This window comes from Paracoccus sp. SM22M-07 (genome assembly GCF_001887735.1).
GTDB lineage: Bacteria > Pseudomonadota > Alphaproteobacteria > Rhodobacterales > Rhodobacteraceae > Paracoccus.
In genome coordinates, this window is the sequence record NZ_JPKW01000002.1 from 253,292 (window position 1) to 267,302 (window position 14,011).

The window sequence follows — 14,011 nt, forward strand, 5'->3', positions numbered from 1 at the left end:
CCCCCGATCACTGCATCGTGACGACGCAGGCGTGATGGCAAAACGCCCCGCCGGCGCATGCCGCGGGGCGTCGAAATTCTGCCTGGGCGCGGGGCCCGGATCAGGCGCGTTCGCTGTATTCGAAGGCTTCGGTGTTGACGATGATCGCCTCACCCTCGCCGACGAAGGGCGGGATCATGATGCGCACGCCATTGTCCAGCGTCGCGGGCTTGTAGCTGTTGGCGGCGGTCTGGCCTTTGACGACCGGCTCGGTCTCGGCGACGGTGCAGGTGACCTTCTGCGGGATCGAGACCGACAGGGCTTCCTCGCCGTAATATTCGACGGTGGCGATCATGCCGTCCTGCAGGAAGGGGCGACGGTCGCCCAGAAGATCGGCGTCCAGTTCCGTCTGCTCGAAGGTCTCGTTATCCATGAAGACCAGCTTGCCGTCGGTTTCGTACAGGAATTGCTGGTCTTTCTGGTCCAGGCGGACGCGTTCGACCTTGTCTTCGCTGCGGAAGCGTTCGTTCAGCTTGCGGCCGTCGCGCAGGTTCTTCATCTCGACCTGGGCAAAGGCGCCGCCCTTACCGGGCTTGACGTGGCTGACCTTCACGGCGCCCCACAGGCCGCCATCATGTTCCAGCACGTTGCCGGGACGAATTTCATTGCCGTTGATTTTGGGCATGGGATGCTCTTGCGTGTTTGCGGAAAATTCCGGCCGTCCGCGTGTTGAACGGCATGATGCTGCCCCTATATCGAGGCAGAACGAATGAGGCAACCAGAACGGATCTGCGGCGTTGTCAAGGCGCGATCTGTGGCACCAATTCGCTGACGTGACGTAGCAGGGGTAAAAATTCCCGCAATTTGGGCGTCATGCGCTAAGGACATGGCTGACATGCGGTCCGGGGGATACCGAATCGGCGTTCCGAAAGGCTAAGGCGGGCGTCACCGTCGGAGAAACGGATTTCAAGAAACTGGGAAAGCGCTCAAGTTTTCCCCAAAGGCTCTGTTGCCTTATCAGAGCCGCAAGAGATGGACGAAACGAGATGCGCGATTTTGTTGACGGCTCGGCCTTCAATTTCGAACAGGGCCAGCGGGCCCGCAAGCTGTTTGCAGCGGTGGTTCTGGCGGCGCTGGACGATGCCATCGCCGATGACAAGAAATATGGAAACGGCCCCGAACAGATTGCCCGTTGGGCACGGTCGCGCGATGGCCGCGAAGTTCTGTCCTGTGCCGGGATCGACCCCAACGAACGCGTCGTGAAGGGTCTGATGGAATTCGTCTCGAAGGGCGTGCGCACCTCGGTGGCGCTGTCGCGCGAGGAAAGCGAGCGCCGCATGGCCGCCGAAGCCGAAGAGGCAGAAGCCGCCTGACCACCCCGCCACATCACGATTTTCAGGCCGTCCTGCGGGGCGGCCTTTTTTGTTCGCCGCCCTATCGGGGCGTCAGAAGGGTCACGTCGCGCTGCGAATAGAAATGGCGCACGTCATCGGCATGGCACAGATCGGTCGCGGGCGTCATGACGGCGGCGGATGCGGCGGCGGTGCCCAGGGCCAGGGCCTCGGGCATGGGCCAGCCGCGCGACAGGGCCAGAACGAAGCCCGCCACGAAGCTGTCGCCCGCGCCCACCGCGCTGACCACCTCGACCGGGGCCGCCGCCGCGTGCCAGGCGCCGTCCTTGGTGGCCACCACCGACCCATCCGCCCCCCGCGCCACGACCACCGCATGGGCAGCGCCATTGCGGACCAGATCGGCGGCGAAACCGGCGCTGTCCTCGCGCAGGGGCAGGGGGCGCCCGCAAAGGCCCTCGGCCTCGCGGCTGTCCATGCGCAGCACGTCCACGGGGATGGATGATCCGGCCAGCGCGCGCAGGGCCTCTCCCTCGGCGTCGACCATCAGGCGGGCGCGCCCGTCCTTCAGGCGTACCGTCAGCATCTGTTCGAACCCCGCCGCGACGCCGGGCGGGTTCGACCCCGACACGACCACCCAGCCTCCTGCGCGCGCGGCCTCGGCGATGGCGGTCATGGCCGCCGACACGTGGGTCATGTGCCATTCAGGCCCCGGCATGACGAACCGGAACTGGCCGCCCGTGGCACGGTCGGTCACGGCCAGCGACTGCCGGGTTTCACCCGGCGCCGTCACCCGCAAGACCTGCAGCCCCGATGTCTTCAGCATCTCGGCCATGCGGGTGCCGTTGGCCCCGCCAAGCGCCACCATGGCGGTCGACTGGCCGCCGATGATCTTGATCGCGCGGCTGACATTGATGCCGCCGCCGCCGGGAAAGGTCGCGGGCTTGTCGCAGCGCAGCTTGCGGTCGGGGCCGACCTGATCGGTCGCGGTGGTCAGGTCCAGCGCCGGGTTCAGCGTGACGGTCAGGATCGGGGACTGGCCGCTCATTCCCACCAGCGATCGATGCTGGCGATGTCGTCGTCGGACCAGCCGAAGTGATGGGCCATTTCATGGGTGACCACGTGGATGACCAGGTCTTGCAGCCCGATATCGCCGCGCGCGGCCCATTCGTCGATTATGGGGCGGCGGAACAGCCAGATGATGTCCGGCCCGCCGGGCTGGTCGGCGATGGATTTCTGGGTCACCGGAATGCCGTCATAAAGGCCCGTCAGTTCGAACGGATCGTCGATCTGCAATTCGTCCAGCATCTCCTCGGGGGCGAATTCGGCCACCCGGATGGCCACCGCTGCCGCAGCGGGGGCGAATTCGGCGGGCAGCGCCGTCATCGCCGCGCGGGCCATCGCCTCGATCTCTGCGGCGTCCGGGGCTGCAAGCCCGTCCCAATCACTCATCCGTGCCTCCTGCGTTTGGCCCATGATATGGACAAAAACCGGGCTTTGTGAAAGAGCAACCGGTAACAGGAGACGCCCCATGACCATCACCCGCTTCGCGCCATCGCCCACCGGCAACATCCATGTCGGCAATCTGCGCACCGCCTTGTTCAACTATCTGATCGCCCGCAAGAACGGCGGGCAGTTCATCCTGCGCCTGGACGACACCGACCAGGAACGGTCCAGGCAGGAATATGTCGACGGCATCAAGCGGGACCTGGACTGGCTGGGCCTGCATTGGGACCGGGTGGAACGCCAGTCCCTGCGCCTTGAGCGGTATTCCGAGGTCGCCGCCGAGCTGCGCGCCAACGGTCGCTTCTACGAGGTGTTCGAGACCCCGACCGAGCTGGACCTGAAGCGCAAGAAACAGCTGAACATGGGCAAGCCGCCGGTCTATGACCGCACCGGCCTGAACCTGAGCGAGGCCGACAAGGATGCCCTGCGTGCCGAAGGACGTCAGGGATACTGGCGTTTCCGCCTGGATCACGAACGGATCGAATGGCATGACGGCATCCTGGGCGACATCTCGATCGATGCGGCCTCGGTCAGCGACCCGGTGCTGCTGCGTGCGGATGGGCAGGTGCTCTATACCTTCGCCAGCAGCGTCGACGACACGGACATGGCCGTCACCGACATCGTGCGCGGGTCCGATCACGTCACCAACACCGCCACCCAGATCCAGATCATCAAGTCGATCGGCGGCACGCCGCCCCGCTTTGCCCATCACAGCCTGCTGACGGGCGCCAAGGGCGAGGAGCTGTCCAAGCGGATCGGCGCGCTGTCGCTGAAGGATCTGCGCGAAGGCGGCGTCGCCCCCGAGGCTCTGCTGGGCCTGATGGCGCGCCTGGGGTCGGGCCAGCCCGTCGGCCTGGCATCGCTGGACGAACTGGCCGACAGTTTCGATCTGTCGAATTTCGGGGCCTCGCCCACGAAATTCGATGCCGACGACCTGTGGCCGCTGACCCGCGAACGCAACCAGTCGCTGCCCTTCGATCAGGTCGCGGACCGCATCGCGGAACTGGGCGTCCCTGCCGATCAGGCTGAACGGTTCTGGCGGGTGGCATCGCAGAACATCACCCGGCTGGAGGATCTTGAGGCCTGGTGGCAGATCTTCAGCCAGGGCGCCGATCCGCAGATCGACCCCGAAGATGCCGATTTCATCGCCCAGGCCATGACCCTGCTGCCGCCGCCGCCCTATACCGACCAGACCTGGAGCGAATGGACCAGCGCCGTCAAGGAGGCCACGGGCCGCAAGGGCAAAGGCCTGTTCATGCCGCTGCGCAAGGCCGTCACCGGTCAGGCGCATGGCCCCGACATGTCCGATGTGATGCCGCTGATCCAAGTGGTCAAGGCCCGCTAAGGACGCGGCGTCCGATCAAAATCAGCGCCGTCCCCGTGCCATCCGGGGGCGGCGTTTTTCATTGCCGCAGCGGGCGGTGGCAGGAAATTCGCGAATGGTTGAAAAACTTTCCCCAAAGCGCTTGACGCCCCCCGCCGAAGCTTCTAAATCCGCCGCACCTGTGGCGGAGTAGCTCAGTTGGTTAGAGCAGCGGAATCATAATCCGCGTGTCGGGGGTTCAAGTCCCTCCTCCGCTACCAGGTCATCACATCAGAACGGAATCGCGTCTTCCAGCGCCGCATGCCAGTCGGCATAGGGCGTGTTCCGCACCATCCTGCGGTTCATGTCGGGGGCACCGTCATCCCACCAGACCGGACCGCGTTCACCCAAACCCCGTTTCGCGGCATCGACCTGATCGCGGGCCTTGCGCAAGGCGACATCGTCATCGCCCTGTTTGGCGGCCTTGACCGCGCGGCGTGCATCCATCAGCTGGCCGACCAGCTCCTTGTGCCGTTCGGGCGAAAGACCGGGATTGGTCGCCCGCCACAGACGCCCCCTGATGATGATATAGCGCCCGTCGGGCGTATGCATGACATCCCCGCTCATCTTGGGAAACCGCGGCTGAGGCCCGTCGCACCCGCCAGCCCGAACCGCCAGGGCAGGTCCTGCGCGCGGCTGATGCCGATGCGGGGGCCGATCAGAAGCGGCGCCATGGCCTGCGGCAGGCCGATGCCCATGTCACCCCCGTCGAAGGGCGCACCGTCATCCGTGATCCGCAAATCCAGCGCCTGCGCCAGACGACCCGGCCCGTTGCACAGCGTTCGGTCGTTCCGACGCATCCGCATCAGCGCCAGACCGCGATCGGGGGCCAAGGCGCGGATCAGCACGGCCTCGGCGGGGCGGGCGACGACGTTCAGGCACAGATGGATGCCATAGGATCGATAGACATAGGCATGCCCCGCAGGCCCGAACATCGATGCGTTGCGCGGTGTCGGGCCGCGATGGCTGTGGGATGCGGGGTCTTCGGCGGTATAGGCCTCGGTCTCGATGATGATGCCGCCGCAGCCGCGCAGGTCCAGCCTTGCGCCGATCAGGCGTCGCGCCAGCGTCACGGCATCCATGCCGGCGATCAGGTGGATGAAATCTGGGGCGGGGTGGTGGTCGGCGGGCATGGGCGTCATGCGTCCCCGGCCTTGCGTTCGAACCAGTCATGCAGGTTCAGGATGGCGAAGATGACGGCGGCCAGAAACGCGGCCTCGGCCAGATAGCCCAGACCGCAGGCGATGCCGATCGTCCCCGCGGCCCAGATGGCCGCGCCGCTGCCGACGCCGCGCAGACGCTTGCTGTCATTGCTGTTCATGATGGCGCCGGCACCCAGAAAGCCGATGCCGCCGACGATGCCCTGCATCAGGCGGCTGGGGTCGACGATCATGTCCTGTTCGTTGGCCACGGCGCTGAGCGAGAAGTTGAGCGTCACCGACATCAGGGCCGCCGATCCCAAGGCCACCAGGATATAGGCATGCGCGCCCAGGGGCTTGTTCTTGGCCTCGCGGTCCAGCCCGACCAGAAGGCCGCAGGCCCCCGCAAAAAGGGTCCGCAGCATGAATTCCGAAAACTCGACCATGTCTTGCCCTCCCCGTGGATCAATTCCTGAATGCAACGTCCGCCGCAAAGGGACGTTCCGGGACGATCAGCCTGCCCCGACGGGCAGGTTGACGGGAAAGACGGGCTGGCCGGTTTCGGCCTCGTGGCGGGCGGCCTGGGCCACCAGACGTTCGCGCACCGCGCAGGACAGTTCCCACGAGGTGTTCGGATCGGCGCAGGGCACGCTGAACCAGACGACAAGACCAAAGGCGTCATGTTCGGCGACATTGACGCTGGACCCGTCCAGCTGGGTCAGGTTCTTGCCCATGTCCTCGTTCTTCACGTCGACCAGGATCTGGTCGAAGATCCGGCGCAGGGCCGAGATGTCGGCGCGCGAATCCAGCCGCAGCTTGATGACGCGCAGCATTTCGGGGTCCTGCAGCGTCCAGTTGGAAAAGGTTTCCGAGACGAATTCCTCGACCGGGACGATCAGGCGGGTGCTGTCCCAGTTGCGCAGCTGGACATAGGTCATGTTGATGCGTTCGACATGGCACAGCTCGTTCTTGTAGAGCACCCGGTCGCCCACGCGCGCCGACTGGTTCAGCGCGATCTGCAGCGATGCCATGATGTTGCCCAGCAGGTTGCGCGCCGCAAAGCCCAGGATGATGGTCAGCGCCCCCGCCGAGGCCAGCAGCGACAGGCCGAGGCTGCCCGCCAGATCGGCCGAGGACAGGACGATCCCCACACCGATCAGGAAGACCACGATGACCAGCACCCGGCGCGCGGCATTCAGCCGCGTGGCCAGCACGCGGGCCTCGGCCTGTTCGGCGACGGTCAGGTCGACCTCTTCGCCAGGCGCGATCAGACCGTCCAGCAGCACCTCGACGCCGTTCACGATGAACAGAAGGATGGCCGTGACAAAGCCTGCCGCGATGGCAGGGGCCAGGAAGACGTCGATCTTGCCGGAAAACACGAAGATATTGCCCGACACCCACCAGATCAGGCTTGTGACGGTGATGATGATCAGGGGCTTTGATGCCGCGCGCAGAATGCCCGTGGCGATCTTGCCGTTCGCGCGGCGCCACGCCATCTTCAGCGTCCGGTGGACCAGCCAGCCCAACAGCACCGAGGCCGCGATCAGCAGCGGCATGCCGATCCATTCCCACAGCATCAGCCCGCCCAGGGTCTTTTCGCGCATTTCCTGCGGCAGCGCCGTTTCGAATTTCGACGGGCCATAGACGGCGTGCAACGCCGGGATGTCGCGCACGGTCTGGGCGGGGAACAGCCAGATCGGATCGCCGCCGCCCGGAGGCTGCAGCCGGTTCAGGCGGATTTCGGCGGGGATCAGGCCGACGGACAGGTCACGCAGCAACAGCGACCGGCGCGGATTGCCCGCCATGGCCTCGGTGTCGTTGCCCTGGGTCTGCAGCGCATCGGGGCGGTCGTTCAGCATCGACCAGTCCAGCACCGCCTTGCGGTCGATCACGTCGTAAAGCTGATGGGCCAGCCTGGGTCCCCGTTCGGCCTGAAGGTTGGCGGGAATGTCGGACAGGTCCAGCACATGGGCGGCCGCGGCCCAGTCTTCCTCATCTGCGGCGCGCAGGAAGCTGGCCATCGCGGCGCGGGGCGTCCGGCGGTCGATGCGGTCCGGCGTGGGCCCTAGGCCCGCGTTCAGCGCGGGCGTCTCGAAGGTGGCATCCTGGGCCTGCGCCGGATGCGGGGTCGTGGCAAAAAGGGCGATCGCAAGGATCAGAATCTGGCAAAGCCGGTTCATGTCGTCTTTCCTTCGGCTTGATCCTGGCGCGGAATGCTGTGGCGGTCCGCCCAGGCCCTGGCCGCCTGCATGTCGCGATGGTCGCGATCGGGCCCGATCTGCCTGCCCAGCAGCGAAAGGGCGGCCATCAGTTCGGCGGTGCGGGCGTCGTGAAAGGGTTCGTCATCGCCATCGCGCACCATGTCGCACAGGTTTCGGATGGCCAGGGGAAAGTCCATGCGCGGATCGTCGGGCACGAAGAATCCCGGCAGGGGAGATGCGACCATCTTGACGGCCACGGCGGCCAGGTCGGGTCCCAGCCCCGCGACCTGCGCAGGACCCTGCCTGTCGCCCGCACTGCGCGCCAAGGCGTTGAAGCGCATCGCAAAGGTCCGCGCGCTGTTGGTTGTCTGCAGGACGTTCAGGACGAAACTGACCGACAGGGTCAGCACGATCATGCCGTTGACGGCGGCGATCATCGACAGGATGTCCCACCAGCCCCCGGTCACCGTGACGGTGGACGCCCCCAGGGTCGAAAGCGCCGAACCCGCGAATGCGACGGTCTGGACCAGCGTGGCGGGCTGGCCGGTCTGCGATTCGACCAGCGACAGCCCCGCGCGATACATCAGCACATAGCCCAGCAGGTGCAGCGCCACCCAAACCGCGGCGATCTTGATCAGGATCAGCGGTCCGATCAGCTTGCGGATCGACCAGCCCGTCGACCGTTCGGTCCAGCGGGCCACGGCCGAAAGGATGCGCCACAATCCCGCCGCCACGCGTGCGCTGATAAAACCCAACCCGCTGAGACTGACGGTCGTGCGCAAAAAATCATAGAAGGTGATCAGCACGATCACGGCGCCAAGGACAAAGAGGATCGGGTCGGTCATCTGTGATGTGCCTGCATGCTTCGGTCGCTTTCAGGGGTTCGGAGCGGGGATCGACGTCCCCGTTCCGACAGGTCAACCGCCACAGGGCCATCGGGGTCCCCCATCGGGCGGGATTATCCCGCCCGACGGGTTGTTCAGGTCTTGGCCTCGGCGGGTTCGTCGGGGTCGAACTCGCTCAGCGCGGGGCGTTTGCCGATGGTGATATGGTCGATATCCTCGGCACCCAGACCCCGGATCAGCGCCGGGATCATCATCGAGACCAAGAGGAAGATCGGCAGGCCGATGACGGTGATGACCTCTTGCAGGGCGGTTAGGCCCGCCTCTCCGGCCAGCAGGATCAGCGTCGCCGCGATCATGCCCTCGGCGACGCCCCAGAAGACGCGCTGGTGGACGGGACCGGGTTCGGCGGTGCCGCTGCACAGCATGTCCACGACCAGCGATGCCGAATCCGACGACGTGGCAAAGAAGATCGCCACGACCAGCACCGCGATCCCCTGCATCACCGGCGCCCAAGGCAGTTCGGCGAAGAAGGCGAACATGGCCAGCGGCACCGACGTCTCGACCGCGGCGCTGATGCTGCCTGCGGCCCCGCCCATCGCGGCACGCGCGCTTTCGCCCAGACCGTCGATCTGCATGGCCTGCCAGCCGAAGATCGCGAACCAGATGACGGTGAACAGCGACGGCGCCAGCAGCACGCCGAAGACGAATTCACGGATCGTCCGCCCGCGCGAAATGCGCGCCACGAATAGGCCGATGAAGGGCGACCAAGTCACCGTCCAGGCCCAATAGAAGACCGTCCAGTTGCCCTGCCAGCCCCAGTCGCCGGTTCCCATGCCGTCGCCGTGCAGCATGTCGTTCCAGAAGGCCAGCCGCGGCAGGTTGGAGAGATAGAGGCCGACCGTCTCGACCATGCCGCGCAGCAGGAACAGGGTGGAACCGGTGACCAGCACGAAGACCATCAGCCCGACCGCCATGCCGATATTGACGTTCGAGAGGATCTTGACCCCCTTGTCCAAGCCCGCGACGATCGAGGTCGTGGCCACCGCCGTCAGTGCCGCCAGAATGGCCAGACGCAGCCAGGTCCCGTTTTCCAGGCCGAACAGCGCCGACAGACCCGCCGCCACCTGCGACGACCCCAGGCCCAGCGACACAGCGACGCCGAACAGCGTGCCCAGGATCGACACGATGTCGATGGCCTTGCCGATCGGGCCGTGGATGCCTTCGCGCAGCAGCGGATAGAAGACGGAACTGACCCGCACCGGCAGGTCATAGCGGTTGATGAAATAGGCGAAGGCCAGACCCGGCAGCGCGAAGATCGTCCAGGTGTGCAGCGCCAGGTGATAGAGCGAGATCGAGATCGCGTCCTGCGCCGCCTGCAGCGTGAACGGTTCGACCCCCGGCAGGGGCGGTTCCTTGTAATGGCTGATCGGTTCGGCCACGCCCCAGAACATCAGGACGGTGCCGATGCCCCCCGCGAACAGCATCGTGAACCAGGACAGGTTCGAATATTCGGGACGCGAGTTGCGCGGCCCAAGACGGATATGGCCATGCCGCGACATGGCGGCATAGATCAGAAAGCCCAGCCAGACGTTTACCGCCAAGATGAAGAACCAGCCGAGGTTCGTCACGATCCAGGCGCGGCCCGCGGAAAAGGCCCCGCCAATCTGGTCGGGCAGCGCGACCAGCAGCACGACGAAGACAAGGCTGAGCCCCGCCGAGACGAAAAAGATGGTCGGGTCCACCCGAAGGCCCAACCTCTGCGCGAGTTTATCCATCAAAATGCCCCCTCGTATTCCTGTTGTTGACAGGTCAAGTTCCAAGGGGCCGGAACGTTCCATCGCTTTGTCCGCCCGGTGCAGAGGATCGGCGGCCGGCCATGGGCAACCGATTGTGGAACGATGCGGGCGCGTTCAAGTTGGAGGGGGGCAGCCGGGACCGGCGCGTGACGATGAAATGCGAGATCATGACGGGGAATATCAAATGAACAAGCGACTGGCGCGGCCCGGGCATAATTGCTGGCGGGTCGAACAGACCGGCCGCTTTGCGATGATTGCCGATGCCGACGATTATTTCACCGCCGTGCGGCGCGCCATGCTCAAGGCCCGCCGCAGCATCCTCATGATCGGCTGGGACTTCGACGCCCGGATCGATCTTGGCGATCCCCGCGACGATGGCGGCCCCGCCAAGCTGGGTGATTTCGTCATGTGGCTGGCGCGGCGCACGCCGTCCCTGCATGTGCGGCTGTTGCGCTGGGATACCGGGGCCTTCAAAGCGATGTTTCGGGGATCGACCCTGCTGACCATCCTGCGCTGGAAGGCGCATCCGCGCATCACGCTGCGGCTGGATTCCAAGCATCCCTTTGCCAGTTCGCATCACCAGAAGATCGTGGTGATCGATGACTGCATCGCCTTTTGCGGCGGCATCGACATGACCGAAGGGCGCTGGGACACGCGCCAGCATATCGACGACGACCCCCGCCGGATCAGCCCCAAGGGCAAGATCATGCCCCCCTGGCATGACGCCACCAGCGCCTTCGACGGTCCGGCCGCAAGGGCCATGGGCGATCTGGCGCGTGACCGCTGGCGCATCGCGTCGGGGGAAACGCTGGCGCCGGTGACCGATACTGGAAAATGCTGGCCGGACGGGTTGGAGCCGACCTTCCGCGACGTGGCCTTGGCCATTGCCCGCACCCGCCCCGAGATCCCCGACGTGCAATCCTCGTTCGAGATCGAGCAGATGTATCTGGACCTGATCGCGAAGGCGCGGCACCGGATCTATGCCGAGAGCCAGTATTTCGCCTCGCGCCGGGTGGCCCAGGCCATCGCCAAGCGCCTGGTCGAGGAAGACCCCCCCGAGATCGTCATCATCAACCCGATCACCGCGCAGGGCTGGCTGGAGCCCATCGCCATGGACACTGCCCGCGCCAAGCTGTTCGAGGCGTTGAAGAAGCTGGATCACAGCGACCGGTTCCGCATCTATCATCCCGTCACCGCCGGCGGGGCCGAGATTTACTGTCACGCCAAGGTCACGGTGGTGGACGACACCTATCTTCGCGTCGGATCGTCGAATTTCAACAACCGCTCGATGCGGCTGGACACGGAATGCGACATCGTGGTGGCGGCGGAACTGGACAGCCAGTCCGACCTGCGCGACAGCATCACCGCCCTGCGCGACGACCTGCTGGCCGAGCATCTTGACCTTGAGCCGCATGAAGTGTCCGAGGCGCTGGCCAAGGATGGCAGCCTGATCGCCCTGATCGAGAGCCGCATGAGGCCCCGCGGCGAGGGCCGCACGGTCATCCCCTACGAGGTGCCGGACCTGAACGGTTTCGAGGAATGGCTGGCCGAAAACGAGATCCTAGACCCCGAAGGCCCCGAGGAGATCTTCGAATCCCTTAGCAAGCGGGGTCTGTTCCGCAAATGGAACCTGCGTGAATGGAGGCGGCAGCGGAAACGGCGCAAGTCACGTCGGTGACGGCGCCTCGGGCAGTCCCTTGACCATGCCGGTATAGCTGTTGCTGCTGAGCAGGCCCAGATCGATGGCCCGGCGGATCGCTTCGGGATTGTCCTCGACGCCCAATGCGGCACGGGCGGCATGCAGGCGGTATCGCAGCGCGGTCCGCGAAATGCCCAGATGCGCGCAGGCCTGTTCATAGGTCATGCCGCAGGCGATCGCCTCGAGGGCCTCGACCAGGATGGGCCGCATCGCCGTCGCACGGTCCAGCAGGGCATGGCCTTGCTGCAGCAGGTCCTGCATGCGGGCGATCTCGGGGTCGGTGAACTCTCGGTCCGACCGCGCGGCCCCCAGAAGCGACCGGGATTGGGGCAGGCCGCAGCTGATCGACACGCCGAAGGTTAATCCCGCGTCCGCAGCCTGTCGCATCACGTGCAGCGGATCGGCGATCTGCGTGACAAGGTCGGTCCAGCGGATGAAGCCTTCGTTCTGGATGCACCAGATCACCGAAGGGTCCGCGACGATCATGTTCAGCCGCGTGTAATCGGTGATCCAGCTGCTTGGATAGGTGCAGACCCGCCTGACGGGCCGTGAAAAGCGGACGTGATACCCGACCATGATCCCGCGCGGCGCCAGCTCTGCCAGCGCGGCATCAATGCGGTTCAGCATATGGAGTGGCATAATGTGCCTGTTCCCGTGCGAAAATATGAATGTTTAAAGGGTCAACATAACTGCTTGCGCGTTCAGGGCAACTGCTTGGCAAAGCCGTCGAAGGACCGCGTTCGGCAGGGGTAAGGCGCAAGGCAGGCCACGGGTTCCGGGCGGCTGCGTTGCCCCAAGGTCACATAGCCCTTTGGGGCTATAGCCCATGGCTGCGGGATCGCTTAGACACAGCCGTGCAATTGCCGTATTTTTAACCAGTAATTCAGCCAGAGCTTTGATTTGACGCGCGGGTGGGGTGGCCGAAAGGTCGCCCCTCTCACGCATTGGCACCTGTTGCCGCTTGCACCCCTGCCCATGTCGGTTAGCTTGCCCTGCAAATCATCACCAAGGGAAAGCACAGCCATGAAGCGCGTGACATTGGGCGGCAGCGATATCGAGGTCAGCCGCATCTGCCTGGGGACCATGACTTTCGGCAACCAGACGGACGAGGATCAGGCCCATCGCCAGATGGACATGGCGCTGGAGGCCGGCATGACCTTCATGGATTGCGCCGAGATGTATCCCGTGAACCCCGTGCGCGCCGAAACCATCGGCCTGTCCGAGGAGGTGATCGGCCGCTGGCTGGCACGCACCGGCAACCGCGACCGGGTCGAGATCGCGACCAAGATCACCGGTCCCAGCCAGATCCTGCGCGACGGCAAGCCTTTCGATGGCGACACCATCCGCCAGACGATCGACGCGTCGCTGCGCCGGCTGCAGACCGACCGCATCGACCTCTATCAGCTGCACTGGCCAGTGCGGGGGTCCTATGCGTTCCGGCAGAACTGGAATTTCGACCCTTCGGGTCAGGACAAGGCGCGGACGCTGGACCACATGGCCGACGTGCTGGAGGCTCTGGCCGAAGGCGTGCGCGCCGGCAAGCTGCGCGGTGTGGGCCTGTCGAACGAATCCGCCTGGGGTCTGACGCGCTGGTGCGACGTGGCCGACCGGACGGGCGGGCCGCGCATGGCCGCGATCCAGAACGAATATTCACCGCTTTATCGCATGTACGACACCGACCTGGCCGAGGCGGCGGTGAACGAGGACGTCACGCTCTTGTCCTATTCGCCGCTGGCGGCGGGGCTGCTGACCGGTAAATACGCCGATGGCGCGATGCCCGAAGGCAGCCGCGCGGCGGTGGACAAGGCCACCGGCGGTCAGGGCAACCTGGGCGGGCGCAAGACCAAGCGCGGGCTGAAGGCGGCGGCCGCCTATGGTGCGCTGGCGGCGGACCATGGCTGGGACGTGGTGCACATGGTCATTGCCTGGCAACTGACGCGGCCCTTCAAGGTCGTGCCGATCATCGGGGCCACCACCACCGATCAGCTGGCCCATCTGATCGAAGGGCTGGACCGCGACCTGCCCGAGGATCTGATCCGCGGCATCGACCGTTTGCATCGGAGCCACGGGCTGCCCTATTGATGGTGGGCGCGACGCCTCTATCTTGTCGATGAGGCGATGGAAGATGAAAGGC

General features: G+C 65.4%; 14 protein-coding genes and 1 tRNA gene. 5 read left to right on the forward strand and 10 right to left on the reverse strand.

Features of this window, described 5'->3' with window-relative positions; genetic code table 11:
* Positions 1-100: 100 nt before the first annotated feature.
* On the reverse strand, positions 101-664 hold the full coding sequence (efp, locus tag IE00_RS04525; RefSeq protein ID WP_072295881.1) for an elongation factor P: 564 nt from the start codon (positions 662-664) through the stop codon (positions 101-103).
* A gap of 361 nt (positions 665-1,025) precedes the next feature.
* On the opposite strand from efp, the gene IE00_RS04530 reads away from it, so the two are divergent.
* Entirely contained in the window at positions 1,026-1,352 is a 327-nt protein-coding gene (locus IE00_RS04530; RefSeq protein WP_042251710.1) for a DUF6280 family protein, read from the forward strand.
* 61 nt (positions 1,353-1,413) lie between these two features.
* Here IE00_RS04530 and IE00_RS04535 read toward each other — a convergent pair whose 3' ends face one another.
* Both IE00_RS04535 and IE00_RS04540 read right to left on the reverse strand, forming a co-directional pair.
* On the reverse strand, positions 1,414-2,376 hold the full coding sequence (locus IE00_RS04535; RefSeq protein ID WP_072295882.1) for a 1-phosphofructokinase family hexose kinase: 963 nt from the start codon (positions 2,374-2,376) through the stop codon (positions 1,414-1,416).
* The gene (locus IE00_RS04540) at positions 2,373-2,780 is read right to left on the reverse strand and encodes a metallopeptidase family protein (protein ID WP_072295883.1); all 408 of its coding nucleotides are present in this window, start codon (positions 2,778-2,780) and stop codon (positions 2,373-2,375) included. Before IE00_RS04540 ends, IE00_RS04535 begins: the two co-directional genes overlap by 4 nt.
* Before the next feature lie 79 nt (positions 2,781-2,859).
* Here IE00_RS04540 and gltX point away from each other — a divergent pair, with 79 nt between their 5' ends.
* Together gltX and IE00_RS04550 are read left to right on the forward strand one after the other, a co-directional pair.
* Positions 2,860-4,179, forward strand: coding sequence for a glutamate--tRNA ligase (gene gltX / locus IE00_RS04545; protein WP_072295884.1), 1,320 nt, complete (start codon positions 2,860-2,862; stop codon positions 4,177-4,179).
* A gap of 162 nt (positions 4,180-4,341) precedes the next feature.
* Positions 4,342-4,418: transfer RNA gene (locus tag IE00_RS04550), tRNA-Met, on the forward strand.
* 10 nt (positions 4,419-4,428) lie between these two features.
* Here the strand turns inward: IE00_RS04550 and IE00_RS04555 are convergent.
* The 6 genes from IE00_RS04555 to IE00_RS04580 form a co-directional block, all read right to left on the reverse strand.
* On the reverse strand, positions 4,429-4,764 hold the full coding sequence (locus IE00_RS04555) for a hypothetical protein (RefSeq protein WP_072295885.1): 336 nt from the start codon (positions 4,762-4,764) through the stop codon (positions 4,429-4,431).
* Positions 4,761-5,330: a DNA-3-methyladenine glycosylase gene (locus IE00_RS04560; protein WP_083554072.1), complete on the reverse strand. Its 570-nt coding sequence runs from the start codon at positions 5,328-5,330 to the stop codon at positions 4,761-4,763. The genes IE00_RS04555 and IE00_RS04560 overlap by 4 nt, the downstream gene beginning before the upstream one ends.
* 5 nt (positions 5,331-5,335) lie before the next feature.
* Positions 5,336-5,782 (reverse strand): MgtC/SapB family protein, encoded by a 447-nt coding sequence (locus IE00_RS04565; RefSeq protein ID WP_072295886.1) that lies wholly within the window; start codon positions 5,780-5,782, stop codon positions 5,336-5,338.
* A 66-nt stretch (positions 5,783-5,848) separates the two neighbouring features.
* Complete coding sequence (locus IE00_RS04570; protein WP_072295887.1) at positions 5,849-7,516, reverse strand: mechanosensitive ion channel family protein; 1,668 nt, start codon at positions 7,514-7,516, stop codon at positions 5,849-5,851.
* Positions 7,513-8,382: a hypothetical protein gene (locus IE00_RS04575; protein ID WP_072295888.1), complete on the reverse strand. Its 870-nt coding sequence runs from the start codon at positions 8,380-8,382 to the stop codon at positions 7,513-7,515. The genes IE00_RS04570 and IE00_RS04575 overlap by 4 nt, the downstream gene beginning before the upstream one ends.
* 134 nt (positions 8,383-8,516) lie before the next feature.
* Positions 8,517-10,157: a BCCT family transporter gene (locus IE00_RS04580; protein ID WP_072295889.1), complete on the reverse strand. Its 1,641-nt coding sequence runs from the start codon at positions 10,155-10,157 to the stop codon at positions 8,517-8,519.
* Positions 10,158-10,362: 205 nt separating this feature from the next.
* On the opposite strand from IE00_RS04580, the gene IE00_RS04585 reads away from it, so the two are divergent.
* Entirely contained in the window at positions 10,363-11,856 is a 1,494-nt protein-coding gene (locus IE00_RS04585) for a phospholipase D-like domain-containing protein (RefSeq protein ID WP_072295890.1), read from the forward strand.
* Here the strand turns inward: IE00_RS04585 and IE00_RS04590 are convergent.
* Positions 11,845-12,504 (reverse strand): autoinducer binding domain-containing protein, encoded by a 660-nt coding sequence (locus tag IE00_RS04590; protein WP_170864079.1) that lies wholly within the window; start codon positions 12,502-12,504, stop codon positions 11,845-11,847. The two genes, IE00_RS04585 and IE00_RS04590, sit on opposite strands and share 12 nt — an antisense overlap.
* Before the next feature lie 396 nt (positions 12,505-12,900).
* Between IE00_RS04590 and IE00_RS04595 the strand changes: the two genes are divergently transcribed.
* A complete protein-coding gene (locus IE00_RS04595; RefSeq protein WP_072295891.1) occupies positions 12,901-13,959 on the forward strand; it encodes an aldo/keto reductase in 1,059 nt (352 codons plus the stop codon).
* Positions 13,960-14,011: the final 52 nt, after the last annotated feature.